Origin of the sequence: Lelliottia sp. 7254-16, from assembly GCF_002922995.1 — a bacterium.
In the GTDB taxonomy this organism is placed as follows: Bacteria; Pseudomonadota; Gammaproteobacteria; order Enterobacterales; family Enterobacteriaceae; genus Enterobacter; species Enterobacter jeotgali.
This window is the reverse complement of record NZ_PQVS01000017.1, coordinates 39134-63818: the sequence shown is the minus strand read 5'-3', so window position 1 is coordinate 63818 and position 24685 is coordinate 39134. Positions and strand designations below refer to the sequence as shown.

Here is a 24685-nt window from a genome sequence, read left to right as displayed (position 1 = left end):
CGGTAAGGCGAAACCGCCACCGGGCTTTTTTTACAGCCGTCCCAACACGCTAAACCACAGATAATCCAGCGGCAACAGCACCACATACGTCGCCACCGCCAGCGCCAGACACAGCAGCATTCCCGCTCTCGCAGGCACTTTACCGAGCCCCATCGCCACCACAATCGGCGACGCCTGATACGGCAGCAGCGGCGTGGAATATCCCAGCACCTGAATCATAATCACCGACAGCAGCGGAAAACCGGTTGCATCCGAGAAACTTTGCGCAAGGGTGGTGTACAGCGCGGGTACGCCGTTGGCGGTCATAATAAAATTGAGCGCCGTGGTGATGCCGGTCAGGGCGAGGAAACTGGTGAACGGTTTATCCGCATCAAGCGGCATCAGGCGCAATAGCGCTTCACCGACGGCACTGCCGATACCCGTTTGCGTCACCGTGATCGCCAGCCCCAAAATCCCCGCTACGTAGATACAGGTGCGCATATTCACCCCCGCCGAAAACTCCTCGCCGGTGATAAAGCCAATGCGCGGCAGCATCACGATCACCGACGCCGCCAGCCCCGTCCAGGCCGGACCAACGCCGTGCCAGCTCTCCGTCACCCACATCACCAGCACCACCGCCAGCAGCCATGCCAGACGCTTTTCGTCGCGCCCCATCGGCTCTGCGGGAGCGAGATCTCGCGCGGGTTTCGGCGCCCCCGGAAACAGCCAGCAGATCAGACCAATCAGAATCAGGCCTTTGAGAATGCCGAGCACCGGCGTGTGCAGCAGCAGATACGGCACGTAATTCAGGTGGATGCCGTAAGAGCCTTCCGCCGCGCCGCTCATCACCAGGTTCGGGACGTTAGCGGGCAGGATGGTCGCAGAGAGCTGGAAAGTGCCGAACCCAACGGCCAGCGCCAGGCCATACCACGCCCGCGAGCCGTCCGCGATGTTGGCCCGTTTCGCCATCGCCGCCACAATTGGCATCAGTAGCGCGATGCGTCCCATGTTCGACGGCATCACAAACGCCAGGGCATAACTCAGCAGTACCACGCTTGCCACCATCAGCGGCCAAGAATCGGTAAGCTTCGCTGAGAGTGCCCGCGCGGCCCTGTCCGCCAGACCCGTTTTGCGGATCGCCACGCCGAGCACGAATCCGCTGAACACCAGCCAAAACGCCGAGGAAGCAAAGCCGCCAAAAATCACATCTGGCGGCGCGATTTTGGCGGTCATCGCCGCCGTGAAGAACAGCAGCGCGGTGATAAATTCCGGCAGGAGCGAGGTCGCCCACAGCACGATGGTGACGCCAACGATAACCGAGGGCAGGAACAGAGGGTGGGTAAACCAGAGCGACATACCTGTCTCCTGTAGATTTTTTCAGCAAGTCTACGGCGACAGGCAGCGCGAGTAAACGCGATTTATAGTGGGGTTACTGGAGGATACGGCATTGATGATCCTGCAATTCCTCAGCGGAGGCGCGGTTAAGCAGCAGCAGATTGCGCTCCGTCGCCAGCAGCACAAAAGAACCGTCGGACTGCTGGGCCATCGCCAGCGCAAAGCGGCCCATGTGCTCGCGCGCTTCCGGCAGTTCATCCGCCAGCATCATAAACGGACTGCGCTGCACCAGCTCGTTTTCCGTCACTCGTCGCGCCAGATATTCATGCCCTTCCAGCCCGCCGGGGAACGGCAGCCACTGGGTGCTGATCTGCCCCTGATTCGCATCCAGCTTTTCCCGCACGTCGGCGCGCAGGCAGGAGATGTGGATATGGAAGTGATTTTGCGTGCGCCCGGTCGGGGAGTTGATGGTCAAGGAGACCGCGCTGTCAGGCACATCCGCGCCGCGCTTCATGCTCATAAAATTGCGCGACTGCCACGCCAGCCAGAAAAAGTTAGGTGTTTGCGGTTCAGTGAGCAACGGGCTTTCGGTGCCGTTGATGCGGTACGTAGGCATCAGGAGATACTGCAGCGGGCCATTGCGGTCTTTAAACACCACATACCCGGCATCCGGTTTGACCTGCGCGCACGGCGCGGGCTGGCGGTTGTTCAGCTGATTCGGCAGACACTGGTCGAGAACGATATGGCGCAACGCGTCCGGATTGCCGGTCTTCATCCACAGCCAGCCGCCAGCGGCGAGGACAACGACAGCCGCAATGAGGGCAATGATCTTCTTCATAACGCGTTCCCTGTTTTCGTAAGAGGCGAAAGAGTAACGCAAAATCATGACAAATAAAAAAGCCCGGCGGATTTCTCGCGCCGGGCCACCGTGTCATGCGTTGATTAGCGTTTGCTGATCTGGTCGAAGGTACCGCCGTTAGAGAAGTGCTCTTTCTGCGCTTTCGCCCAGCCGCCAAACTCCTCGTCGATGGTAAACAGCTTCAGTTTCGGGAACTCGCCGTCGTATTTTTTCGCCACAGCCGCATCACGCGGACGGTAGAAGTTCTTCGCGGCGATCTCCTGGCCTTCCGGCGAGTAGAGATATTTCAGGTAGGCTTCTGCCACCGCTTTGGTGTCTTTCTTCTCGACCACTTTGTCGACGATGGAAACGGTCGGTTCCGCCAGAATCGATTCGCTTGGCGTCACGATTTCAAACTTGTCTTTGCCCAGTTCGTTGGTCGCCAGCAGCGCTTCGTTTTCCCATGCAATCAGCACATCACCGATACCGCGTTCGACGAAGGTATTGGTTGCGCCACGTGCGCCGGAGTCCAGCACTTCAACGTTTTTAAACAGGGATTTGACGAACTCCTGCGCTTTGGCCTGGTCGCCGTTGTTGTGATGCAGGGCGTAGCCCCACGCCGCCAGGTAGTTCCAGCGTGCGCCGCCGGAGCTTTTCGGGTTCGGGGTGATGACCGACACGCCCGGTTTAATCAGGTCGTTCCAGTCATGAATCTGTTTCGGGTTGCCTTTACGCACCAGGAAGACGATAGTCGAGGTGTACGGCGCAGAGTTGTCCGGCAGGCGTTTAATCCAGTTCTTATCAATACGACCACGTTCCGCAATGGCGTCCACGTCATAGGCCAGCGCCAGCGTGACCACGTCGGCTTCGATGCCGTTGATGACAGACGTCGCTTGTTTGCCCGAGCCACCGTGCGACTGGCGAATCACCACGTTATCGCCGGTTTCTTGTTTGTAGTGGGCCGCAAAGGCTTTGTTGTATTGATCGTAAAGCTCACGCGTCGGATCGTACGACACGTTCAGTAGCTGGATATCCTTCGCCAGAACGCTGCTTGATGCCAGCAATAACGTTAACCCCACGCCCCATTTATTCATCTTCCAACTCTCATTATGTTGTGTTTGATGAATGCAGCGTGCCAGAAAGCGAACCAATGATTAAAGAATAAAAAAAGATTGGCTATAACGGAGTGGAATAAAAAATGTTCAGCGGAGGTAAAAGCAAAACGGTAACCCAAAGGTTACCGTTTTTAGTGTTGGCTCCCTCTCCCCGTGGGAGAGGGTTGGGGTGAGGGCATCAGGCCGCATTGAACCCCGGTGTTTCGTAGGGCGGATAAGCGCAGCGCCATCCGCCTTTTTTGCCCGGTGGCGCTGACGCTTACCGGGCCTACGATGTTCGCGAGAGCTAATTAGTACAGCTTTTTCGCGCAGTCCAGCCAGTCACCTTTGAACGGACGCTTCATGCTTTCAATCGCGTCGATGATGTCATGGTGAACCAGTTTCTCGTTCTGAATACCCACGCAACGACCGCCGTGGCCTTGCAGCAGCAGATCGATCGCGTAAGCGCCCATACGGGAAGCCAGAATGCGGTCGTAAGGACCCGGAGAGCCGCCACGCTGAATGTGGCCCAGAACCGTGGCGCGGGTTTCGCGTTTGGTTTCGGTCTCGATGTATTTCGCCAGTTCGTCAACGTCGCAGATGTGCTCAGTGATAGCGACGATAGCGTGTTTCTTGCCTTTCGCGATACCGGCTTTGATTTCGTTAACCAGATCTTCACGGCTAAATTCAACTTCTGGCACCACGATGAACTCGCAGCCGCCCGCAATCGCAGCCGCCAGGGTCAGGTCACCACAGTAGCGGCCCATCACTTCAACGATGGAGATACGCTGGTGAGAAGAAGAGGTGTCACGCAGACGGTCAATCGCTTCAACAACGGTACCCAGCGCGGTGAAGAAGCCGATGGTGTAGTCGGTGCCTTTGATATCGTTGTCGATGGTGCCCGGCAGACCGATGCACGGGAAGCCCATTTCAGTCAGACGTTTTGCACCCATATACGAACCGTCACCGCCGATAACCACCAGCGCGTCCAGGCCGCGTTTTTTCATGTTTTCGATAGCCACCTGACGGATGTGCTCTTCGCGGAATTCCGGGAAGCGTGCGGAACCGAGGAAGGTACCGCCACGGTTGATCATGTCAGATACGCTGTAGCGATCCAGTTGAACCATGCGGTCTTCGTACAGACCCAGGTAACCGTCATACACGCCAAAAATTTCCAGACCTTCGGTCAACGCTGCACGAACCACTCCACGAATGGCGGCGTTCATGCCTGGCGCATCACCGCCGCTTGTTAACACACCGATTTTCTTAATCATGACTACCTCTGAACTTAGGAATGCAAAAATGAAATCTGTTGCCGGAAGACATCTATTCGACCAATACTCCAAATAGTATATCAATCACTTCCAGCTGAATTGATTCAGGTCAGACCCAATGGCGGTAATTTATCCACAAAATGCTGGCCTGGCTCACTTTTTTACAACGAATTACGAAAGCTCAAAATGTCCTTTGCCTTCCTTGGGTACGACTGAGCAGGGGTCCTGGTGAATAATCACGTCTGAACCAGGGAAACGTCGCAAAATCGCCTGCTCTACCTGTTCAGCCACTAAATGCGCCTGAACCAGCGGTAAGTTGTCTTCCATTTCTAAATGAATCTGAATAAAGCGGGTCGGCCCTGACTGCCGCGTACGAAGATCGTGAGCACCGCTGACGCCGGGCCAGGAGGTCACGATTTCAAAGATTTCTTCTCGTTCAGCATCGGGAAGCGCGCGGTCCAGAAGTGATTGCACCGCTTCATACGCCATGCGTAAGGCGCTGTATAAAATATAAACCCCAATCCCTAACGCGAACAACGCGTCGGCACGATGCCATCCGTACCACGCCAGTCCGAGCGCAATAAGAATCGCGCCATTCATCATAACATCAGACTGATAATGAAGCATATCCGCCCGTACTGCCTGACTTTGCGTTTTGCGAACCACCCAGCGCTGGAACGTTACAAGAACAATTGTGCTAATAAGTGCGATAACGGTGACCACCACGCCAACGCCGGGATCTTTCATCGGTGTCGGTGACGCCAGATGCTGAATGCCGGTCAAAAACAGGAACAGCGCCGAACCGGAAATAAACATACTTTGCGCCAGCGCCGCCAGCGATTCCGCTTTGCCGTGGCCGAACGTGTGTTCTTCATCCGCCGGTTGCAGCGAATAGCGCACCACCAGCAGGTTGGTGAGGGATGCGGCAATATCCACCAGCGAGTCCACCAGCGCTGCCAGAATACTGACCGAGCCGGTATACCACCACGCAAAAATTTTGATTAGCAGCAAACACGACGCCATAACCGTCGCGGCGATTGCGGCACGGCTCACCAGCCGGCCATAGGATTGATTCATAAACACTCCTGTCATGCCATGCCGCTAGTATAACGGATGGAAAAGGAGTCAAAGGATGAATAAACGGTTAACAAACTTGAATGAAGGGCAAAAAAAACCCCCACATCATGTGGGGGAAGACAGGGATGGTGTCTATGGCAAGGAAAACAGGGTCTACTGGTTACTACGGGTATTGCTACTGAAAAACTTTGTCTCAGAGCTTTGTTGCATCCGGGCAACCTCACGCAACTGGTCCATCCGTTGCTGATGTTTGTCGTTCAAAACCGCTTGCTGCTCGGGCGATAACAGGTGGAACATTTGGTTGCGGACCCTGGCCATTTCGACCTGGCGGGCAACTTGCTCCTGCGCCATCTTTTCTGCCTGAGCGCGTACAGCGCTTTCGTCAAAATTTTCTGCGGTGACAAGGCGATGCATTGTCTCCATTTCGCTAACATTAACAGGGAGCCGATCGTGTCGTGCCCTGTGCATCAGATCTCGCATCTGTTGACGCTGATGTTCGGTTAAACTTATGCCGTCAAACATATTACTTTGGCCACTGTGCTGCGTAGTGCCCTCTACCGAGGGACCGTTATCGCCGGTGATGACTCCAGCAGCCTGGCTAAGAGCACTAAACGCCAGTGTTGAGGCCATGACGGCAGCGGTAACTATGCGCATCACTTGCTCCCAAAATCTTTCGTGTCGCGATTCAACGAGAGACATCTTACGATTCGGGCTGCAAACATGCGTCAGGGGGTGTAAAACAACGTAAAGTCATGGATTAGATAGCCTTGATGTCGTAATTTCTGCCTCGGAGGTATTTAAACAATGAATAAAATCCTGTTAGTTGATGATGACCGAGAGCTCACCTCTCTTTTGAAAGAGTTGCTCGACATGGAAGGCTTTAATGTTCTGGTTGCCCACGACGGGGAACAAGCGCTAAGTCTGCTTGATGACAGCATCGATTTGCTTTTGCTTGACGTGATGATGCCGAAGAAAAACGGTATTGATACGTTGAAAGAATTACGCCAGACACACCAGACGCCTGTAATTATGCTGACCGCGCGCGGCAGCGAACTGGATCGCGTTCTCGGCCTTGAGCTGGGCGCGGATGACTATTTACCTAAACCGTTCAACGACCGTGAACTGGTGGCCCGTATTCGCGCGATCCTGCGCCGTTCCCACTGGAGCGAGCAGCAGCAGAATACCGACAACAGCTCTCCGACCCTGGAAGTGGACTCCCTGAGCCTGAACCCAGGTCGTCAGGAAGCGAGCTTCGACGGCCAGACGCTGGAGCTGACCGGCACCGAGTTCACCCTGCTGTATCTGCTGGCGCAGCATCTCGGCCAGGTGGTATCGCGTGAACACTTAAGCCAGGAAGTGCTCGGCAAGCGTCTTACGCCGTTTGACCGCGCCATCGACATGCACATCTCTAACCTGCGTCGTAAGCTGCCGGAGCGCAAAGATGGTCACCCGTGGTTTAAAACCTTGCGTGGTCGCGGTTATCTGATGGTTTCCGCTTCATGATAGGCAGTTTAACCGCCCGCATCTTCGCCATTTTCTGGCTGACGCTGGCACTGGTTTTAATGCTGGTTTTGATGTTGCCCAAACTCGACTCACGCCAGATGACGGAGCTTCTCGACAGCGAGCAGCGTCAGGGCGTGATGATCGAGCAACACGTGGAAGCCGAACTGGCAAACGACCCGCCTAACGATTTGATGTGGTGGCGCAGGCTGTTTCGCGCTATCGACAAGTGGGCGCCGCCCGGACAACGCCTGCTGCTGGTCACCAGCGAAGGCCGCGTGATCGGTGCGGAACGCAATGAAATGCAGATCATCCGCAACTTCATTGGCCAGGCGGATAACGCCGATCACCCGCAGAAAAAGAAATACGGTCGGGTAGAAATGGTAGGGCCATTTTCCATCAAGGATGGGGAAGATAATTACCAACTCTATCTGATTCGACCGGCGAGCAGCTCCCAGACCGACTTTATCAACCTGCTGTTTGACCGACCGCTGCTGCTGCTGATTGTCACCATGCTGCTGAGTTCTCCCCTGCTGTTATGGCTGGCGTGGAGCCTGGCAAAACCGGCGCGTAAGCTGAAAAACGCCGCCGATGAAGTGGCGCAGGGCAACCTGCGACAGCACCCGGAACTGGAAGCCGGGCCGCAAGAATTTCTCGCCGCCGGGGCCAGCTTTAACCAGATGGTGACCGCACTTGAGCGGATGATGACCACCCAGCAACGCCTGCTGTCGGACATCTCCCACGAGCTGCGCACACCGCTGACGCGCTTACAGCTGGGCACCGCATTACTGCGTCGTCGCAGCGGAGAGAGCAAAGAGCTGGAGCGTATCGAGATGGAAGCGCATCGTCTGGACAGCATGATCAACGATCTGCTGGTGATGTCGCGCAATCAGCAGAAAAACGCGCTGGTGAGCGAAACGGTGAAAGCCAACCACCTGTGGCATGAGGTGCTGGACAACGCGGCGTTCGAAGCGGAGCAGATGGGGAAATCCTTCACCGTCAACTTCCCGCCTGGCCCGTGGCCGCTGTACGGTAACCCCAACACGCTGGAGAGCGCGCTGGAGAATATCGTGCGTAACGCCCTGCGGTACTCGCATACGAAGATTGAGGTGGCGTTCTCGGTCGATAAAGACGGCATCACCATCAACGTGGATGATGACGGTCCAGGCGTGAGCCCGGAAGACCGCGAGCAGATTTTCCGCCCGTTCTATCGCACCGATGAAGCGCGCGATCGTGAATCCGGTGGGACAGGGCTGGGGCTGGCGATTGTCGAGACCGCCATTCAGCAGCATCGCGGCTGGGTGAAAGCCGACGACAGTCCGCTGGGTGGATTGCGCTTAACGCTGTGGTTGCCGCTGTATAAGCGTTCGTAGTCGCTGTGGTGCCGGGTGGCGGCTACGCCTTACCCGGCCTACGAATTCTGTGTGGGCTTTGTGCCGGGTGGCGGCTTCGCCTTACCCGGCCTACAAAACCTAATCGTAGGCCCGGTAAGCGTAGCGCCACCGGGCAACACAGGCCGCACGGAAACCCCTATTTCCCCCACAATCTCCGCGAATTATCCTCGATCTGCATGCTAATGCGGCGCTTCTGCATCGTTCTCGTCCAGCTGGTCGATAACCCCGCCGCCGACAACAAACGACGATACTGCTCATCATCAAACGGCATATGCCACGCAATCGCGCAGGCATCGTAAACCGACACATCGCTGAGCCTGGAGGCCAGCTCCAGTGGCGCATCCGCCGACACTTTCCCAGCCAGAATCACCCGATACAGCCAGCCGGTTTTACCTGCCGTTTGCAGCTGCGCGGACATATCACTGATGCCGAAGTGGTAGTTCAGCTTAAAGCACGGCGAGCGCGGCTGCGTGACTTGAATCAGCGTATCGCCCCAGCGAAAAATGTCGCCGATAAAGACGTTTTTCTCGGTCAGACCCTCGGTCGACAGATTCTCACCAAATGCTGGCGCAACAAAAAGCTCTGCCTGCTCGGGAAATTCCCGTGACCAGTGCAAGTAGTGCTCGCGCGGATAATGGCACAGCGCGCGCTCCGGCCCGCCGTGGATTTTCTTCTCGGCCTGCTCATCCCCCACCAGCCCGAGCTCGGTCAGAGTCAGTTCGCCGTCGACCTGCACTTTAGCAATCGCGCTCGGCCGGCTGCCGTCGTAGTCCCTGATCTTGCCTGTAAACACATTCACCGGATGCTGCATGTATCGTGGCTCCTTTCTGCAGATACAAAAAAAGCGAGTCATCAGACTCGCTTCTCGCAGGCGCTAGTGCAACCTTATTTTTTAGCAGCGAAACGCGCGGCTGCTTCGTCCCAGTTGACGACATCCCAGAAGGCTTTGATGTAGTCCGGGCGACGGTTCTGGAACTTCAGGTAGTAAGCGTGTTCCCACACGTCCAGGCCCACGATTGGGAAGCCAGACGCGCCAGAAATTGCTTCACCCATCAGCGGGGAGTCCTGGTTTGCGGTAGAAACCACAGCCAGTTTGTCACCTTTCAGTACCAGCCAAGCCCAGCCAGAACCGAAACGGGTCGCTGCCGCTTTTTCAAACTCAGCTTTGAAGTTGTCCACGGAACCGAAGTCGCGCTCGATAGCGGCTTTCAGATCGCCCTGCAGGGTAGTGCCGGTTTTCAGGCCTTTCCAGAACAGGCTGTGGTTAGCGTGACCGCCCGCGTTGTTACGCAGAACGGTTTTCTTGTCAGCCGGCAGTTGATCCAGTTTGGTGATCAGCTCTTCAGCAGACAGGCTGGCGAATTCTGGCAGGCTTTCCAGCGCTGCGTTCGCGTTGTTCACATAAGTCTGGTGATGTTTAGTGTGATGGATTTCCATCGTCTGCTTGTCGAAATGCGGTTCCAGTGCGTCATAGGCATACGGCAGGGATGGCAGTGTATAACTCATAATCCTCTCCATTATTGTCGGGCGGCACAGCTGTTAATGCCGCGTAAGCAGTTGGTTCATTATAGTTAATTAAATGATATTGAAAATGATTATCAATACCGTAGTTTTTATAAGGTTATTCATTTTGCTGCAAACGCGAATTTGTGAGTCTGCTCACGCGGTTAACGCGCTGATTGCCATAGACAAGAAAAGTACGGCAACCTTCTGAAGGTTCGCTCGCCGCTTAATTTTTAAACTCATCGGAGTCGGAGGGAAGCCACCGGCCTATAAAAACGATGAGGATGTAAAAATGAATCATGCGATTACGATGGGTATTTTCTGGCATTTGATAGGCGCAGCCAGTGCAGCCTGTTTCTATGCCCCGTTTAAAAAGGTCAAACATTGGTCATGGGAAACCATGTGGTCCGTCGGCGGTACGGTTTCATGGCTGATCCTGCCGTGGACTATCAGCGCCATGCTGTTGCCCGATTTCTGGGGATATTTCTCCTCCTTTAGCGCCTCGACGCTGCTACCGGTGTTTCTGTTCGGCGCGATGTGGGGCATCGGCAATATCAACTATGGCCTGACCATGCGCTATCTCGGCATGTCGATGGGCATCGGGATTGCGATTGGCATCACCCTGATTGTCGGCACCCTGATGACGCCAATTCTGAACGGTAATTTCGACGTACTGATCAACACCAAAGGCGGCCAGATGACGCTGCTGGGCGTGCTGGTGGCGGTGGTCGGCGTGGGGATTGTCACCCGCGCCGGTCAGTTGAAAGAGCGCAAAATGGGGATTCGCGCGGAAGAGTTCAATCTGAAGAAAGGTCTAATTCTGGCGGTGATGTGCGGTATTTTCTCCGCCGGGATGTCATTTGCCATGAACGCCGCCAAACCGATGCATGAAGCTGCCGCTGCGCTGGGCGTGGACCCGCTGTACGTCGCGTTGCCAAGCTACGTAGTCATCATGGGAGGCGGTGCGCTGGTTAACCTCGGCTTCTGCTTCATTCGTCTGGCAAAAGTGAAGAATCTGTCGGTAAAAGCCGACTTCTCGCTGGCAAAAAACCTGATCATCACCAACGTGCTGCTGTCGGCACTCGGCGGCTTGATGTGGTATTTGCAGTTCTTCTTCTACGCCTGGGGCCACGCCAGCATTCCACCGCAGTATGACTATATGAGCTGGATGCTGCACATGAGCTTCTACGTGCTGTGCGGCGGGATTGTCGGGCTGGTGCTGAAAGAGTGGAACAACGCCGGACGGCGTCCGGTGAGCGTGCTGAGTCTGGGTTGCGTAGTGATTATTATTGCGGCCAACATTGTCGGACTTGGCATGGCGAATTAATCACGCTGCTTTTCGACTGTGATGACGCCACTGAACTGGCGTCATCCCTACCTCGCGATTAAACACCACCGAAAAATAGTTACTGTCCTCAAAGCCACAGCGCGTCGAAACCTCACTCACCATCAGCTCCGTATGTTGCAGCAGATACTGCGCGTGGCAGATCCGCAACTGGCGCAGATAGTGGTTCACCGTCATCCCCGTCTGGGTGCGGAACTGCTGGCGTAACGCGCGCTCGCTGCACTGTTCCTGCTCGCAAAATTTCTCCAGCACAAAGCTACGGTTCAGACTGCCCGCCAGCGTGGTAATCAGCCTGTCGAGCAGCGCTTCCTGCTCATTGGCAGACGGGTTATCAATCGCGTAGCGGTAGCGCTTGAGAGTCATCACCAGCTGGGCAAAGAGCAACTCGGCCATCTCATTCGCGCCCGGTTCAGCTTTCAGGCTTTCCTGTTCAAGCTGGGTGATGACGTGTCGCACTTGGGTCATGCCGTTGCTGCTCAAACGCCAGTGCGGCGCGGAATGTGCTTCACGAAATCCGGGGATCAGCCCCGCCCAGTCGACGTTGAGTTTCAGCCGCTCCGGACAATAAATCACGTTCTGTAAAACCAGATCGTTGACCGAGGCATAGGAGTGTTTGTCTTCTGCGCGGATATAAAACAGATCGCCACGGGTGATGCGGTAAGGACGATCGTTAAGCACATGCAGGCCGTTGCCGCGCCACACCAACACCAGTTCGCAAAACTCGTGCGTGTGCTCGGCAAAGACGTTTTGCGGATAGCGATCGGCCACCGCCACGGCCTGCACGGCGTTAGCAAAGAAATCGGTTTTGCGAAGGATTAACGGAGCGCCCACAACACACCTCAACAGCTAATAACCTGACATTATTAGCTGTTTTGCGCCGAAAAAACGGTGATTGTCCTCGCGTTACTGAAGTGACGCATCCCTTCCCTGGCGGATTTCGCGCGGCGACCAGCTAAATTCCCGGCGGAAAAGCGTCGAAAAGTGGTTACTATCGCCAAATCCACAGCGATACGCGATATCCGTAACGCTACCGTCCGTGTGGCGCAGCAAGTGCCGGGCTTTGATCAGACGCAGCCGGTTCAGATAGCGCTGCGGCGTCAGGCCCGTGTGCTGCTTGAGCTGACGATGCAGGGTGCGCAGCGAAAGTGAAAACCTGTCCGCCACCGTTTCCCAACTCACATCTTCTGCAAAGTGATCTTCCAGCCACGCCATCAGCAAATTGAGGCGCGCGTCGTTGTTTTCCGCCCCTTCCACCAGGCTGCTGCGGCGCAGCAGGACCAGCAGTTGCATGAACAACAGTTCACGGCTGGCGCGCGCATGGGTTTCAGTATTGTCTTCCGCGTTTTCCATCTGCCCCACCAGCTGACGCACCTGTTGCAGCGTCGACTGATTCACCCGCCAGTGCGACGGATAGTGCCCGTCCTGCTCCTGCGGCAGCAGCTGGTTCAGCCCGGAGAGAAACTGGAACGCATCCGGGGAACGGTACAGCACATTGGTCAGGCACAGATTGTCCGTATGTTCGTACAAGTGCCGGTCGTGATCGCGCACAAAGCACACCGTTCCACCGCTGATGGTGTAGGGCTGGCCGTTAAACACATGAATGCCCGTCCCGTGCTCAACAATCACAATTTCATGAAAATCATGATGATGTTCCGGAAAGGCCGCCTGAGGCAGCCGCGGCTCGATCGCCACCGGCGAACTTCCTGAAGGGAAAAAATCCACGCTGTGCAGTACGGTCATCACGGCCACCACCAATGAGAAATGTTCTCAAAATAGTAATTAAGGGCCGGGTTTCTCACCTTCAATTTTCGACATCAAACCGTGCAAAGCCTGTCAGTTTTTCAAGAAACAGCGGGAAAGATCGGGAAATGCGGCAACGGTCACATGGCCTGAAATCCCCGTCATTACTGGAAACTGTGAACTTCCTCACGTTCATCTTTGCTTTCTTGCCAGCGCGCGATTTTGCCTGTCAGTGGCGAGAAGGTGCGTTTTTCTTCCCTTTCTTAGACTGTTTCGCAATGACTTCAAGAAGGACCGAATTATGACCTCTCGCCATTGTGTGGCTGTCGATTTAGGCGCATCCAGCGGGCGCGTAATGCTCGCCAGCTACGTGCCTGCACAGCGTGCACTTTCGCTTCGTGAAATCCATCGCTTCGGTAACTGCCTGCAAAAGCAGGACGGCGTGGAGACCTGGGATATTGACAGTCTGGAAGCGGAAATCCGCACCGGGCTGAACAAGGTCTGCGACGAAGGCATTTTAATCGACAGCATCGGCATCGATACCTGGGGCGTCGATTTTGTCCTGCTGGATGCCAGCGGCGATCGCGTCGGCCTGCCCGTTGCCTATCGCGACAGCCGGACCGACGGCGTGATGGCCCGCGCTATTGAACAGCTCGGCAAAGCCGACATCTACGGGCGCAGCGGCATCCAGTTTTTGCCCTTTAATACTCTCTATCAGCTGCGCGCCCTGGTGGAACAGCAGCCGGAGCTGGTGGCGAACGTCGCCCACGCCCTGCTGATCCCGGATTACTTCAGCTACCGCCTGACCGGGAAAATGAACTGGGAATACACCAACGCCACCACCACCCAACTGGTGAACATCAATTCCGATAACTGGGACGAAAACCTGCTCAACTGGACAGGCGCCTCCGCCAATTGGTTCGGCACGCCGACCCATCCCGGTAATGTGATCGGTCACTGGATTTGCCCGCAGAAGAATGAAATCCCGGTTGTCGCCGTGGCCAGCCACGATACTGCCAGCGCGGTGATTGCCTCGCCATTGGCCGACAAAGACGCGGCGTATCTCTCGTCCGGCACCTGGTCGCTGATGGGCTTTGAGAGCAAAACGCCCTACACCTGTGAAAAATCGCTGGCGGCGAACATCACCAACGAGGGCGGTGCGGAAGGCCGCTACCGGGTGCTGAAAAATATCATGGGGCTGTGGCTGCTCCAGCGAGTGCTGAAAGAGCAGAACATCACCGACCTGGCACGTCTGATTGCCGACACGGAAAAACTGCCAGCCTGCCGTTTTGTGATCAACCCGAACGACGACCGCTTTATCAATCCACACAACATGAGCGCTGAAATTCAGACAGCATGCCGCGAGAGCGCGCAGCCGGTTCCGCAAACTCCGGCAGAGCTGGCACGCTGCATTTTCGACAGCCTCGCCCTGCTTTACGCCGATGTTCTGAACGAGCTGGCGACGCTGTGCGGTAAGCCATTTAGCCAGCTGCACATCGTTGGCGGCGGCTGTCAGAACCAGCTGCTGAACCAGCTTTGCGCCGACGCTTGCGGCATCACTGTGGTTGCCGGCCCTGTGGAGGCCTCGACGCTGGGCAATATCGGCATTCAGCTGATGACCCTGGACGAGCTATCCAACGTTGACGATTTCCGGGCGGTTGTGACCCACAACTACCCGCTCACCACTTTTACCCCTAATCCCTGCCATGAAATTGCCCGCTATCAGGCACAGTTTCTGCAAAAACGACTGACAAAGGAGCTTTGCGCATGACCACTCAACTTGAACAAGCCTGGGAACTGGCTAAACAGCGTTTCGCCGCCGTGGGCGTGGATGTCGAAGAGGCGCTGCGTCAGCTCGACCGTCTGCCGGTCTCCATGCACTGCTGGCAAGGCGATGATGTCGCGGGTTTTGAAAACAGTGGCGGCGCGCTGACGGGCGGCATTCAGGCGACCGGCAATTATCCGGGTAAAGCGCGTAATGCCACCGAACTGCGCGCCGATCTGGAACTGGCCTTGAGTTTAATTCCTGGTCCAAAGCGCCTGAATCTGCACGCGATTTATCATGAAGCCAGCGAGCCGGTCGCACGTAACGAAATCAAACCGGAACACTTTAAGAACTGGGTGGAGTGGGCCAAAGCCAACAAACTGGGGCTGGATTTTAACCCGTCCTGCTTCTCGCACCCCCTGAGCGCCGACGGTTTTACCCTCTCCCACGCCGACGACGAAATTCGTCAGTTCTGGATCGACCACGTCAAAGCCAGCCGCCGCGTGTCGGCGTACTTCGGTGAACAGCTCGGCACGCCATCGGTGATGAACATCTGGATCCCGGACGGCATGAAAGACATCACCGTGGACCGTCTGGCTCCGCGCCAGCGTTTGCTGGAGGCGCTCGACGAGGTGATCAGTGAAAAACTGAATCCGGCGCATCACATTGATGCGGTGGAAAGCAAACTGTTCGGCATCGGCGCAGAGAGCTATACCGTTGGCTCGAACGAGTTCTACATGGGTTACGCCACCAGCCGCCAGACCGCCCTGTGCCTGGACGCGGGCCACTTCCACCCGACTGAGGTTATCTCCGACAAAATCTCTGCCGCCATTCTTTACGTCCCGCGCCTGCTGCTGCACGTCAGCCGCCCGGTGCGCTGGGACAGCGACCACGTGGTGCTGCTGGATGACGAAACCCAGGCCATCGCCAGCGAAATCATTCGCCACGATCTGTTCGACCGCGTGCATATCGGCCTCGACTTCTTTGACGCCTCGATCAACCGCATCGCGGCGTGGGTGATTGGCACACGCAACATGAAAAAAGCCCTGCTGCGCGCTCTGCTGGAGCCGACGGCGGCCCTGCGTACGCTCGAAGAGCAAGGCGACTACACCGCGCGTCTGGCGCTGCTCGAAGAGCAAAAATCCCTGCCGTGGCAGGCCGTGTGGGAAATGTACTGCCAGCGCAACGATGCGCCAGCAGGCAGCCAGTGGCTGGACAACGTGCGGGCGTATGAGAAAGAGGTGTTGGCGACTCGTAGCTAAAACAACCCTCACCCCTGCCCTCTCCCTGAGAGAGAGGGAGAAAACCAGCGCTCCGAACAGTCCCCTCTCCCTGTGGGAGAGGGTTAGGGTGAGGGCATCAGGCCTCGCCGAATTAACAGGAACATGAACACTATGCACACCATCACCAACGCCTGGTTCGTCCAGGGCATGATCAAAGCCACCACCGACGCCTGGCTGAAAGGCTGGGACGAGCGCAACGGCGGCAACCTGACGCTGCGCCTCAACGACGCCGATATCGCACCGTTCGAAGCCGATTTCCACCAGAAGCCGCGCTATATCGCCCTGAGCCAGCCGATGCCGCTGCTCGCCAACACGCCGTTTATCGTCACCGGTTCCGGTAAATTCTTCCGTAACGTGCAGCTCGATCCCGCCGCCAATTTAGGCATCGTAAAAGTGGACAGCGACGGCGCGGGCTACCACATTCTTTGGGGGCTGACGAACGAAGCGGTGCCGACCTCTGAGCTCCCGGCGCACTTCCTCTCCCATTGCGAGCGCATCAAGGCGACGGACGGCAAAGACCGCGTGATCATGCACTGCCACGCGACCAACCTGATCGCCCTGACCTACGTGCTGGAAAACAGCACCGACTTCATCACCCGCAAACTGTGGGAAGGCAGCACCGAGTGTCTGGTGGTGTTCCCGGACGGCGTGGGCATTCTGCCGTGGATGGTGCCTGGCACCGATGAAATCGGCGAAGCCACCGCGCAAGAGATGCAAAAACATTCCCTGGTACTGTGGCCATTCCACGGCGTGTTCGGCAGTGGCCCGACGCTTGATGAAGCGTTCGGCCTGATCGATACCGCCGAGAAGTCGGCTGAAGTGCTGGTGAAGGTCTATTCCATGGGCGGAATGAAGCAGACCATCACCCAGGAAGAGCTGATTGCGCTGGGTAAACGCTTCGGTGTCACCCCGCTGAAATCGGCGTTAGAGCTGTACAAATAACAACATCGCGCCCCGCTCATTGAGACGGGGCGAAAAAACACCTGCAAACCCTACACATGTCATCCTAAGTGGAGTCAAAGCAATGAAAATAAAGACAAGCTTAATCCTCACCGTTGCCGCTCTGGCGTTGTCCGGTTCCGCACTTGCAGAAGTGAAAATCGCCCTGGTGGCGAAATCTCTCGGAAATGGATTCTTCGAGGCAGCGAACGTTGGCGCACAAGAGGCGGCCAAAGAGTTGGGTGATGTGAAAGTGATTTATACCGGCCCGACCACCACCACCGCCGAAGCGCAGATCGAAGTGCTGAACGGTTTGATCGCCCAGGGCGTAGATGCGATCGCCATCTCCGCCAACGATCCCGATGCGCTGGTGCCGGTGCTGAAAAAAGCGATGCAGCGCGGGATCAAAGTCGTTTCCTGGGATTCCGGCGTGGCGAAAGCCGGGCGTCAGATCCACCTCAATCCATCGAATAACGCGCTGATCGGTGAAACCAACGTCAAGCTGGCCGCCGAGGCGCTGAAAGCATTGAACGTCGACAAAGGCGAAGTGGCAGTTCTGAGCGCCACCCCGACCTCCACCAACCAGAATACCTGGATTGCCGAAATGAAAAAGGTGCTGCCGCAGTACCCGTCCGTCAATCTGGTGACCGTGGCCTATGGCGACGATCTGTCGGACAAGAGCTACCGCGAAGCGGTCGGCCTGCTGAAAACCTACCCGGATTTAAAAGTGATCGTCTCCCCGTCGTCGGTCGGGATCGTGGCCGCTGCGCAGGCGGTGAAGGATCAGGGCAAGATTGGCAAAGTGTACGTGACGGGCTTAGGCCTGCCGTCTGAAATGGCCGGCGCGGTGAAATCCGGGGCGAGCAAAAGCTTCGCTATCTGGAACCCGATCGATCTGGGCTACGCCGCCACTTACTTAGCCGACGACCTGGTGAAAGGCACCGCCACCAAAGACGAAGCCAGCATGGGCAAACTCGGCAAAGTGAAGCTTGATGCCGACGGCAGCGGCGCAATGGCCGAGCCGTTCGTCTACGATGCGAGCAATATTGATAAGTTCTCGAAAATCTTTTAATCCCTTCTCCCTCTCCCTGTGGGAGAGGGCCGGGGTGAGGGCATCAGGCCGCACGTCCCCTCACCCTAACCCTCTCCCGGGGGGAGAGGGGATTATCCGGAGAACTCTCATGACCGCATCCACCCCGCTGCTGGAGCTCAAGGGCATCACCAAGATTTTCCCTGGTGTGCGCGCCCTTGAGAACGTGCAGCTTGAGCTTTGGCCCGGCAAAGTTACCGCCCTTATTGGTGAAAACGGCGCAGGCAAATCGACGCTGGTCAAAGTGATGACCGGGATTTACCAGCCCGAAGAGGGCGAAATCCTTTATAAAGCGATCCCCATTCATCTCCCGACGCCGGAATCGGCGCACAAGGTCGGGATAACCGCGATTCATCAGGAAACCGTGCTGTTCGATGAGCTGTCGGTGACCGAAAACATTTTTGTCGGCCAGTACCTGCATAAGGGCTTGTTCAAAAAGCTCGACTGGCCCCAGATGCACCGCCGGGCGCAGGAGATCCTCACGCGCCTCGAGGTGCAAATCGACCCACGAGCGACACTTAAAACTCTGAGCATCGCCCAACGCCATATGGTCGCCATTGCCCGCGCCCTGTCGTTTGAGGCACAGGTGGTGATCCTCGACGAGCCCACCGCCGCCCTGTCGCAGCACGAAATCCTCGAGTTTTATCAGATCGTTGAGCGCCTCAAGCAGGACGGGAAAGCGATCCTGTTTATCTCGCACAAATTCGACGAGATTTTTGAGCTGGCGGACCACTACACCATTTTGCGCGACGGCGTATTTGTCGGCGCGGGGGCGATCAACGACATCACCGAAGAGCGGATGGTGGCAATGATGGTGGGTCGGGCAATCACCCAGACCTTCCCGAAAGTGGCGTGCGAAAAAGGGGAGACGGTGCTGGAGGTGAAAGATCTCTGTCATCCCACCGAGTTCGCGCACATCTCTTTCTCTCTGCGCAAAGGCGAAATTCTCGGCTTTTACGGGCTGGTCGGTGCCGGGCGAACCGAACTGATGCAGGCGCTTTCCGGCGTCACGCGCCCCTCTTCCGGCGAAATTGTGCTGAACGGCAACGCGCAACGTTTCCGCCAGCCCGCCGACGCCATTCGCGCGGGGATTGTCTGCGTGCCGGAGGAGCGGCAAAAGCAGGGGGCGATTATCGAGCTGTCGATTGCGCAGAACATCAGCCTGCCGCAGCTGAGCAAACTCAATCCCGGCGGCGTGTTGAATCACGATCGCGAATGGGCGCTGGCCGATGAGTACGCCCGACGCTTGCAGGTGAAGGCCTTTAGCTGGAAACAGCCGGTCGAGACGCTCTCCGGCGGTAATCAGCAAAAGGTGGTTATTGGCAAATGGCTGGCGACGCATCCTGAGGTGATCATCCTCGATGAGCCGACAAAAGGCATAGATATTGGCTCGAAAGCCGCCGTTCATCAGTTTATGTCCGAACTGGTCGGCCAGGGGCTGGCGGTGATCATGGTGTCATCGGAACTGCCGGAAGTGATGGGCATGGCCGATCGCATCATCGTCATGCACGAGGGGCTGATGGTGGCGGAATACCCGGCTGGCGGCGCGACGGCGGAAACCATCGTCAGCGCGGCCAGCGGCGCAAAACAGGAGGCCGCGTAATGTTCCAGTCACTCCTGAAACACCGCGAAGCCCTGCTGGGCGGCGTCATCGTGCTGATGATACTCGCCATCGGCAGCCGCGTGCCGTCGTTTATCGCGCCGGGAAATCTGGTGGAGATGTTTAACGACACCTCGATTCTGATCATTCTCGCGCTGGGCCAGATGATGGTCCTGCTGACCAAAGGCATCGACCTGTCGATGGCGGCCAATCTGGCGCTAACGGGGATGATTGTCGCGCTGATTAACTTCCACTATCCCGACGTGCCGGTCTGGGCGCTGCTGTTTCTGGCGACCGCGCTCGGTCTGCTGATGGGCGCCATCAACGGCCTGCTGGTGTGGAAACTGGGGATCCCGGCGATTGTGGTGACGCTCGGCACCATGAGCATTTATCGCGGAATTATCTTTTTACTCACCGGCGGCGGCTGGGTGAACTCCAACCAGATGGGCGTGGATTTCCTTGCTCTACCGCGCGCCTCCCTGCTCGGCCTGCCGGTCTTGAGCTGGTGCGCGATTGCCGCTCTGCTGCTGGTCGGCTATTTCCTGCGCTACAGCCGCACCGGGCGCGCCCTCTACACCGCAGGCGGCAACGCCACGGCGGCGTATTACACCGGGATCAACGCCGGCAAAATGCAGTTCGTCAGCTTCTGCCTCTCGGGCGCGCTGGCCGGATTTTGCGGCTATTTGTGGATTTCTCGCTTCGCCGTGGCCTACGTCGATGTCGCCAACGGTTTTGAATTGCAGGTCGTTGCCGCGTGCGTGATCGGCGGCATCAGCACGATGGGCGGTACGGGCCGGGTGTTGGGCTGTCTGTTTGGCGCACTGTTCCTTGGCGTTATCAACAACGCACTGCCGGTGATCGGCGTTTCGCCGTTCTGGCAGATGGCAATTTCCGGAACGGTGATCGTGATTGCGGTGTTGCTCAATGAGCGCGGCAACAAACGCAAAGGGCGGTTAATTCTGCGCGATGCCGCGCGGCAGCAGCAGAAACAGGCGGTGAACTCATGAGCAAAATGATGACTACCGAAGAGATCAACAATCGTCCCGCCCCGACGGGCATTTTCCAGCGCCTGCTATGCTGGGAGGGCTTCCTGCTGGCGGTGACGCTGGCGGTGTTTATCGTCAATGCGATGGCTTCGCCATATTTCCTCGATATCTGGAACCTGTCGGATGCCACCTTCAACTTCACCGAAAAGGCGATCATCGTGCTGCCGATGGCGATGCTGATTATCGCCCGCGAGATCGACCTGTCGGTGGCGTCGACCATCGCGCTCAGCTCCACGGCGATGGGCTTTTGCGCGGCGGCGGGGGTGGATACGCCGCTGCTGGTCGGCGTGGGACTAGGCGTCGGGCTGCTGTGCGGGCTGTTCAACGGCTTTCTGGTGACGCGCTTTAACCTGTCGTCGATCGTGGTGACCATCGGCACCATGAGTCTGTATCGCGGCATTACCTACATTTTGCTCGGCGATCAGGCGCTGAACACCTGGCCAGAGAGCTTCGCCTGGTTCGGGCAGGGTTACGTGTGGGGCGCGCTATCGTTTGAGTTCGCGCTGTTTATCGTCCTGGCGGCGGTGTTTGCCTTTGTGCTGCATCGCACCAACTTTGGCCGCCGGACTTACGCCATCGGCAATAACCCAACCGGGGCGTGGTATTCGGGCATTAACGTGAAGCGTCACAACCTGCTGCTGTTTGCGCTGGTCGGGCTGATGTCGGGCCTGGCCTCGGTGCTGCTCACCTCACGCCTCGGCAGCACGCGCCCGACCATTGCGATGGGCTGGGAGCTGGCGGTGGTGACGATGGCGGTGCTCGGCGGCGTCAATATTCTCGGCGGGTCCGGCAGCATGGTGGGCGTGATTATCGCCGCCTTCCTGATGGGGCTGGTGACCTTTGGCCTGAGCCTGCTCAACGTGCCCGGCATTGTAATGTCGGTGATCATCGGCGCGATGCTGATTGTGGTGATTTCGCTGCCGATTATCACCCGCCGGGTTTTGCAGCGAAGACGGATTTGATGCCCTCACCCTAACCCTCTCCCACAGGGAGAGGGGACTGCTCGGTGCGGCCTTTCCCCCCTCTCCCTTGGGGAGAGGGCTGGGGTGAGGGGCAAGGATTACCCAAAAAATCATTAAGGAGAATTATCATGAGCTTTATGTTGGCACTGCCGAAAATCAGCCTGCACGGCGCAGGTGCTATCGGCGATATGGTTAATCTGGTGGCGAGCAAACAGTGGGGCAAAGCGCTGATTGTCACCGACGGCCAGCTGGTGAAAATGGGCCTGCTCGACAGCCTGTTTACCGCCCTGGACGCCCATCAAATGTCGTATCACCTGTTTGACGAGGTGTTCCCGAACCCGACGGAAGCGCTGGTGCAAAAAGGCTTTGCGGCGTATCAGAGCGCTGAATGTGATTACGTGATTGCCTTCGGCGGCGGCAGCCCGATTGATACGGCGAAAGCGATTAAAATCCTCACCGCCAACCCTGGTCCGTCGACCGCCTACTCCGGCGTCGGCAAGGTGAAAAACGCCGGTGTGCCGCTGGTGGCGATCAACACCACGGCAGGCACCGCGGCGGAGATGACCAGCAACGCGGTGATCATCGACAGCGAGCGCCAGGTGAAAGAGGTAATTATCGACCCGAATATCATCCCGGATATCGCCGTGGACGACGCCAGCGTGATGCTCGATATTCCCGCCTCCGTTACCGCCGCTACGGGGATGGACGCCCTGACCCACGCTATTGAAGCCTATGTTTCCGTTGGCGCGCACCCGCTCACGGACGCTAACGCGCTGGAAGCGATTCGCCTGATCAGCCTGTGGCTGCCGAAAGCGGTCGATGACGGACATAATCTGGAAGCGCGCGAGCAAATGGCCTTCGGCCAGTATCTGGCGGGTATGGCCTTTAACAGCGCCGGTCTGGGCCTGGTTCACGCCCTGGCGCATCAGCCGGGCGCGACGCACAACCTGCCGCACGGCGTGTGCAACGCCATCCTGCTGCCGATCATCGAAAACTTTAACCGTCCGAATGCGGTGGCGCGTTTTGCCCGCGTGGCGCAGGCGATGGGCGTGGAGACGCGCGGGATGAGCGATGAAGCGGCGAGCATGGAGGCGATCAACGCCATTCGCGCCCTGAGCACGCGCGTCGGAATTCCATCCGGTTTCAGTAAACTCGGCGTCACCAAAGCGGACATCGAAGGCTGGCTGGACAAAGCCCTCGCCGATCCGTGTGCACCGTGCAACCCGCGCACCGCCAGCCGTGACGAGGTGCGCGAGCTGTATCTGGAGGCCTTATGATCCGCAAAGCTTTTGTGATGCAGGTAAACCCGGATGCCCACGAGGAGTATCAACGCCGCCACACCCCGATCTGGCCAGAACTGGAATCGGTGCTGAAAGACCACGGCGCGCATCACTACGCCATTTATCTCGACAAGGATCGTAACCTGCTGTTTGCCACCGTGGAGGTTGAATCGGAAGAGCGCTGGAACGCGGTGGCGAATACCGACGTGTGCCAGCGCTGGTGGAAACACATGCGTGACGTGATGCCCGCGAATGCGGACAATAGCCCGGTGAGTGCGGAGCTGAAAGAGGTGTTTTTCCTCGAGTAAGGTGTTGTGTGATTGCCGGGTGGCGGCTGCGCCTTACCCGGCCTACGAAAGATTATGCTGCCGCCCTTGCGGCAGCGATTTCCTGCCTGCTGCTTAGCGTAAACGCCGAGATTACCGTCACCGCCAGCACGAAGCATCCGAGCATCAGATAGGTGTCCTGGAAACCGATCCGGTCATACATATTCCCAGCGAAAGCCGACAGGAAAATGGCCGCCGACTGTTTGGCAAAGTTGAAGCCAATCAGATAGATGGTCGCTGAAAGACGGGTATCAAACACGCCGGTGATGTATTTAAACGCCCCCACCAGCAGGAACGGCACTTCCAGCGCATGGAGCATTTTCAGGGCGATCACTTCCGTCACGGTGGTGGCGAAGGACGAACCGATAATGCGCGTCGCCATTATCAGCCCGGCAATCAGCAGAGTGTTTTTCGCGCCGATGCGGTTAATGATCCACGGCGAGCAGAACATGATGATCGCGTTACACATTTCCCCGGCCGTAGTCGCAAAACCAAAGGCGCGCGTTCCCTCTTCCGGCGTCGCAAAGAACGATTTGAAGAAGGTGGCAAACTGCTGATCGAAGACGTCATACACGCAGGCCACGCCAATCACGTACAGAATAAACATCCACATTTTGCGCTGACGGAACAGGGTGAAGACGGTTTTGGCGGTGATTTGCGGCTGGTTCGCGCCCAGCGCGTTCATCACTTCAGCGGTCTGGTTTGGCTTAGGTTTGGCGACCACCAGCAGGAGCATCAGCAGCAGCGCCGCGCCGGAGCCCATCCAGAAGACATACGACGGATCGATGCTGAACAACACGCCGCCCGTTGAAGCGCACAGCCCCCAGCCCAGACAGCCAAACATCCGCGCTTTGCCGTATTCGAAGAAGCTGTTGCGACTCACGCGCTCGATGTAGGCCTCAATCGCCCCCGAGCCCGCCGAGAAGACAAAGCCGATATACAGCCCGCCGCTTAGCGCCCCGAGCCAGATATTCATTTTCAGCAGCGGCGCGAAAACGTAGAGGAAGAACGGTGCGAACAAAAACAGCAGAACCGCGATAATCCACAGCAGGTGTTTTTTCAGCCCCAGCTTGTCGGAAATGACGCCCAGCACCGGCTGGAAGGCAATCGCCGAGAGCGAGATACAGGAGAAGACAATCCCGGTATGGGTTTTATTCAGGCCGATGATATCCGACAGCCAGATCGGCAGGAACGGAAAGCAGGTGGCCATAATGAAGAAGTAGAGAAAGAAGAACGCCCCGAAAATCCAGAAATTAGGGTTGTCTTTGTGGGTACAGGCAGTCGTGTTCATTATTTTTATCCTCAACTCAGGGCC

At 57.2% G+C, this 24685-nt stretch carries 23 protein-coding genes; 12 read left to right on the top strand and 11 right to left on the bottom strand.

What is annotated here, in order from left to right; all coding sequences use genetic code 11:
* Positions 1-30: 30 nt before the first annotated feature.
* The 6 genes from C3708_RS19250 to cpxP all read right to left on the bottom strand — a co-directional run bounded on the left by C3708_RS19250 (position 31) and on the right by cpxP (position 6251).
* The gene (locus tag C3708_RS19250; protein ID WP_095283976.1) at positions 31-1335 is read right to left on the bottom strand and encodes an SLC13 family permease; all 1305 of its coding nucleotides are present in this window, start codon (positions 1333-1335) and stop codon (positions 31-33) included.
* Positions 1336-1408: 73 nt separating this feature from the next.
* Positions 1409-2152, bottom strand: a complete 744-nt coding sequence (locus C3708_RS19245; protein ID WP_103950008.1) for a CDP-diacylglycerol diphosphatase — start codon at positions 2150-2152, stop codon at positions 1409-1411.
* Between the two features lie 104 nt (positions 2153-2256).
* Complete coding sequence (locus C3708_RS19240; protein ID WP_095283979.1) at positions 2257-3246, bottom strand: sulfate ABC transporter substrate-binding protein; 990 nt, start codon at positions 3244-3246, stop codon at positions 2257-2259.
* A gap of 311 nt (positions 3247-3557) precedes the next feature.
* Entirely contained in the window at positions 3558-4520 is a 963-nt protein-coding gene (gene pfkA / locus C3708_RS19235) for a 6-phosphofructokinase (RefSeq protein ID WP_095283980.1), read from the bottom strand.
* A gap of 171 nt (positions 4521-4691) precedes the next feature.
* On the bottom strand, positions 4692-5597 hold the full coding sequence (gene fieF / locus C3708_RS19230) for a CDF family cation-efflux transporter FieF (protein WP_095283982.1): 906 nt from the start codon (positions 5595-5597) through the stop codon (positions 4692-4694).
* Positions 5598-5750: 153 nt separating this feature from the next.
* Complete coding sequence (cpxP, locus tag C3708_RS19220) at positions 5751-6251, bottom strand: cell-envelope stress modulator CpxP (protein ID WP_095284427.1); 501 nt, start codon at positions 6249-6251, stop codon at positions 5751-5753.
* A gap of 150 nt (positions 6252-6401) precedes the next feature.
* On the opposite strand from cpxP, the gene cpxR reads away from it, so the two are divergent.
* Both cpxR and cpxA read left to right on the top strand, forming a co-directional pair.
* Positions 6402-7100 (top strand): envelope stress response regulator transcription factor CpxR, encoded by a 699-nt coding sequence (cpxR, locus tag C3708_RS19215; protein ID WP_006179159.1) that lies wholly within the window; start codon positions 6402-6404, stop codon positions 7098-7100.
* Positions 7097-8470 carry an envelope stress sensor histidine kinase CpxA gene (gene cpxA / locus C3708_RS19210; RefSeq protein ID WP_095283986.1) on the top strand — a complete coding sequence of 458 codons (1374 nt, stop codon included), beginning with the start codon at positions 7097-7099 and terminating at the stop codon, positions 8468-8470. Before cpxR ends, cpxA begins: the two co-directional genes overlap by 4 nt.
* A 157-nt stretch (positions 8471-8627) precedes the next feature.
* Here cpxA and yiiM read toward each other — a convergent pair whose 3' ends face one another.
* Both yiiM and sodA read right to left on the bottom strand, forming a co-directional pair.
* A complete protein-coding gene (gene yiiM, locus C3708_RS19205; protein ID WP_103950007.1) occupies positions 8628-9302 on the bottom strand; it encodes a 6-hydroxyaminopurine reductase in 675 nt (224 codons plus the stop codon).
* 74 nt (positions 9303-9376) lie between these two features.
* Positions 9377-9997 (bottom strand): superoxide dismutase [Mn], encoded by a 621-nt coding sequence (sodA, locus tag C3708_RS19200; protein WP_063144341.1) that lies wholly within the window; start codon positions 9995-9997, stop codon positions 9377-9379.
* A 289-nt stretch (positions 9998-10286) separates the two neighbouring features.
* Between sodA and rhaT the strand changes: the two genes are divergently transcribed.
* On the top strand, positions 10287-11321 hold the full coding sequence (gene rhaT, locus C3708_RS19195) for an L-rhamnose/proton symporter RhaT (RefSeq protein ID WP_103950006.1): 1035 nt from the start codon (positions 10287-10289) through the stop codon (positions 11319-11321).
* Here rhaT and rhaR read toward each other — a convergent pair whose 3' ends face one another.
* Both rhaR and rhaS (C3708_RS19185) read right to left on the bottom strand, forming a co-directional pair.
* Positions 11322-12170: an HTH-type transcriptional activator RhaR gene (gene rhaR, locus C3708_RS19190; protein WP_095283991.1), complete on the bottom strand. Its 849-nt coding sequence runs from the start codon at positions 12168-12170 to the stop codon at positions 11322-11324.
* Positions 12171-12242: 72 nt separating this feature from the next.
* The gene (rhaS, locus tag C3708_RS19185) at positions 12243-13079 is read right to left on the bottom strand and encodes an HTH-type transcriptional activator RhaS (RefSeq protein ID WP_103950005.1); all 837 of its coding nucleotides are present in this window, start codon (positions 13077-13079) and stop codon (positions 12243-12245) included.
* Between the two features lie 301 nt (positions 13080-13380).
* On the opposite strand from rhaS (C3708_RS19185), the gene rhaB reads away from it, so the two are divergent.
* The 9 genes from rhaB (at position 13381) to rhaM (ending at position 23352) form a co-directional block, all read left to right on the top strand.
* Positions 13381-14850 (top strand): rhamnulokinase, encoded by a 1470-nt coding sequence (gene rhaB / locus C3708_RS19180; RefSeq protein WP_103950004.1) that lies wholly within the window; start codon positions 13381-13383, stop codon positions 14848-14850.
* On the top strand, positions 14847-16106 hold the full coding sequence (rhaA, locus tag C3708_RS19175) for an L-rhamnose isomerase (protein WP_103947786.1): 1260 nt from the start codon (positions 14847-14849) through the stop codon (positions 16104-16106). Before rhaB ends, rhaA begins: the two co-directional genes overlap by 4 nt.
* Positions 16107-16238: 132 nt before the next feature.
* Positions 16239-17069: a rhamnulose-1-phosphate aldolase gene (rhaD, locus tag C3708_RS19170; RefSeq protein ID WP_095283998.1), complete on the top strand. Its 831-nt coding sequence runs from the start codon at positions 16239-16241 to the stop codon at positions 17067-17069.
* A gap of 82 nt (positions 17070-17151) precedes the next feature.
* Positions 17152-18138, top strand: a complete 987-nt coding sequence (rhaS, locus tag C3708_RS19165) for a rhamnose ABC transporter substrate-binding protein (RefSeq protein ID WP_095283999.1) — start codon at positions 17152-17154, stop codon at positions 18136-18138.
* Positions 18139-18247: 109 nt separating this feature from the next.
* Complete coding sequence (locus tag C3708_RS19160) at positions 18248-19759, top strand: sugar ABC transporter ATP-binding protein (protein ID WP_103947788.1); 1512 nt, start codon at positions 18248-18250, stop codon at positions 19757-19759.
* A complete protein-coding gene (locus C3708_RS19155) occupies positions 19759-20763 on the top strand; it encodes an ABC transporter permease (RefSeq protein WP_103950003.1) in 1005 nt (334 codons plus the stop codon). The genes C3708_RS19160 and C3708_RS19155 overlap by 1 nt, the downstream gene beginning before the upstream one ends.
* A complete protein-coding gene (locus C3708_RS19150; protein WP_103950002.1) occupies positions 20760-21764 on the top strand; it encodes an ABC transporter permease in 1005 nt (334 codons plus the stop codon). Before C3708_RS19155 ends, C3708_RS19150 begins: the two co-directional genes overlap by 4 nt.
* Before the next feature lie 128 nt (positions 21765-21892).
* Positions 21893-23041 carry a lactaldehyde reductase gene (fucO, locus tag C3708_RS19145; RefSeq protein ID WP_103950001.1) on the top strand — a complete coding sequence of 383 codons (1149 nt, stop codon included), beginning with the start codon at positions 21893-21895 and terminating at the stop codon, positions 23039-23041.
* On the top strand, positions 23038-23352 hold the full coding sequence (gene rhaM / locus C3708_RS19140) for an L-rhamnose mutarotase (protein ID WP_103950000.1): 315 nt from the start codon (positions 23038-23040) through the stop codon (positions 23350-23352). Before fucO ends, rhaM begins: the two co-directional genes overlap by 4 nt.
* 52 nt (positions 23353-23404) lie before the next feature.
* Here rhaM and C3708_RS19135 read toward each other — a convergent pair whose 3' ends face one another.
* Positions 23405-24661 carry an MFS transporter gene (locus C3708_RS19135; protein ID WP_103947793.1) on the bottom strand — a complete coding sequence of 419 codons (1257 nt, stop codon included), beginning with the start codon at positions 24659-24661 and terminating at the stop codon, positions 23405-23407.
* Positions 24662-24685: the final 24 nt, after the last annotated feature.

What these genes read in the sequence shown, in the direction of transcription:
- C3708_RS19135 (WP_103947793.1), bottom strand. Translation starts at nt 24,661, where the DNA reads ATGAACACGACTGCCTGTACCCACAAAGACAACCCTAATTTCTGGATT.
- fieF (WP_095283982.1), bottom strand. Translation starts at nt 5,597, where the DNA reads ATGAATCAATCCTATGGCCGGCTGGTGAGCCGTGCCGCAATCGCCGCG.
- rhaT (WP_103950006.1), top strand. Translation starts at nt 10,287, where the DNA reads ATGAATCATGCGATTACGATGGGTATTTTCTGGCATTTGATAGGCGCA.
- C3708_RS19240 (WP_095283979.1), bottom strand. Translation starts at nt 3,246, where the DNA reads ATGAATAAATGGGGCGTGGGGTTAACGTTATTGCTGGCATCAAGCAGC.
- C3708_RS19250 (WP_095283976.1), bottom strand. Translation starts at nt 1,335, where the DNA reads ATGTCGCTCTGGTTTACCCACCCTCTGTTCCTGCCCTCGGTTATCGTT.
- rhaS (WP_103950005.1), bottom strand. Translation starts at nt 13,079, where the DNA reads ATGACCGTACTGCACAGCGTGGATTTTTTCCCTTCAGGAAGTTCGCCG.
- cpxP (WP_095284427.1), bottom strand. Translation starts at nt 6,251, where the DNA reads ATGCGCATAGTTACCGCTGCCGTCATGGCCTCAACACTGGCGTTTAGT.
- C3708_RS19150 (WP_103950002.1), top strand. Translation starts at nt 20,760, where the DNA reads ATGAGCAAAATGATGACTACCGAAGAGATCAACAATCGTCCCGCCCCG.
- yiiM (WP_103950007.1), bottom strand. Translation starts at nt 9,302, where the DNA reads ATGCAGCATCCGGTGAATGTGTTTACAGGCAAGATCAGGGACTACGAC.
- C3708_RS19160 (WP_103947788.1), top strand. Translation starts at nt 18,248, where the DNA reads ATGACCGCATCCACCCCGCTGCTGGAGCTCAAGGGCATCACCAAGATT.
- C3708_RS19155 (WP_103950003.1), top strand. Translation starts at nt 19,759, where the DNA reads ATGTTCCAGTCACTCCTGAAACACCGCGAAGCCCTGCTGGGCGGCGTC.
- rhaM (WP_103950000.1), top strand. Translation starts at nt 23,038, where the DNA reads ATGATCCGCAAAGCTTTTGTGATGCAGGTAAACCCGGATGCCCACGAG.
- rhaS (WP_095283999.1), top strand. Translation starts at nt 17,152, where the DNA reads ATGAAAATAAAGACAAGCTTAATCCTCACCGTTGCCGCTCTGGCGTTG.
- sodA (WP_063144341.1), bottom strand. Translation starts at nt 9,997, where the DNA reads ATGAGTTATACACTGCCATCCCTGCCGTATGCCTATGACGCACTGGAA.
- rhaB (WP_103950004.1), top strand. Translation starts at nt 13,381, where the DNA reads ATGACCTCTCGCCATTGTGTGGCTGTCGATTTAGGCGCATCCAGCGGG.
- fucO (WP_103950001.1), top strand. Translation starts at nt 21,893, where the DNA reads ATGAGCTTTATGTTGGCACTGCCGAAAATCAGCCTGCACGGCGCAGGT.
- cpxA (WP_095283986.1), top strand. Translation starts at nt 7,097, where the DNA reads ATGATAGGCAGTTTAACCGCCCGCATCTTCGCCATTTTCTGGCTGACG.
- rhaD (WP_095283998.1), top strand. Translation starts at nt 16,239, where the DNA reads ATGCACACCATCACCAACGCCTGGTTCGTCCAGGGCATGATCAAAGCC.
- pfkA (WP_095283980.1), bottom strand. Translation starts at nt 4,520, where the DNA reads ATGATTAAGAAAATCGGTGTGTTAACAAGCGGCGGTGATGCGCCAGGC.
- C3708_RS19245 (WP_103950008.1), bottom strand. Translation starts at nt 2,152, where the DNA reads ATGAAGAAGATCATTGCCCTCATTGCGGCTGTCGTTGTCCTCGCCGCT.
- rhaA (WP_103947786.1), top strand. Translation starts at nt 14,847, where the DNA reads ATGACCACTCAACTTGAACAAGCCTGGGAACTGGCTAAACAGCGTTTC.
- cpxR (WP_006179159.1), top strand. Translation starts at nt 6,402, where the DNA reads ATGAATAAAATCCTGTTAGTTGATGATGACCGAGAGCTCACCTCTCTT.